1 protein-coding gene is annotated in these 485 nt (G+C 41.9%); it reads left to right on the top strand.

The window, feature by feature from the left end:
* A partial coding sequence (locus FN633_RS15050; protein WP_208674131.1) for a hypothetical protein occupies positions 1-451 on the top strand: 451 nt, incomplete at its 5' end.
* Between the last annotated feature and the right edge of the window lie 34 nt (positions 452-485).

Genomic DNA, 485 nt, shown 5'->3' with positions numbered 1-485 from the left:
ATCTAGAGGTTATCCGATGAAAGCGTTAGTGCCTTTCATTATCATAGTACTGCCGGCAGTTAATTATGCTGCGGATTTACCCGGAAGTGAATGCGCTGCCCCAGGCCATTATGCTGAAAGCATGTTACAGGTCAGCGTTAAAAACGATCTTGGGATTAAGCTGGAAAACATACAAAATAGTAAAATCGTCACGGAGATATTAAGCATTGCTCCGGTATCCGACGTGTTTGCCCGACAGATGGCTAAAGCCGATAGCGCATCCGGAAAGGGGTTATCTGAAAATGATTACTTCAAAATTTATCACAACAATCATGTCCTAAATTTAATAGTACGTTACACCTACACTAATGATATCGGTAAAAAAGACGTATTTATCTCCTCAGCACTGATGAATGATGAAGAGTGCTCAGTACGCTATAACGGCTACATGACGATATCGCGACAATTTTAAATGCCAAGTCAAGGGTCGGATTAATCTGTGCGGC

This window comes from Pseudescherichia vulneris, assembly GCF_902164725.1.
Taxonomy (GTDB): Bacteria; Pseudomonadota; Gammaproteobacteria; order Enterobacterales; family Enterobacteriaceae; genus Pseudescherichia; species Pseudescherichia vulneris.
Note: the sequence above shows the minus strand (reverse complement) of the source record. Positions and strands in the feature narration are given on the sequence as shown.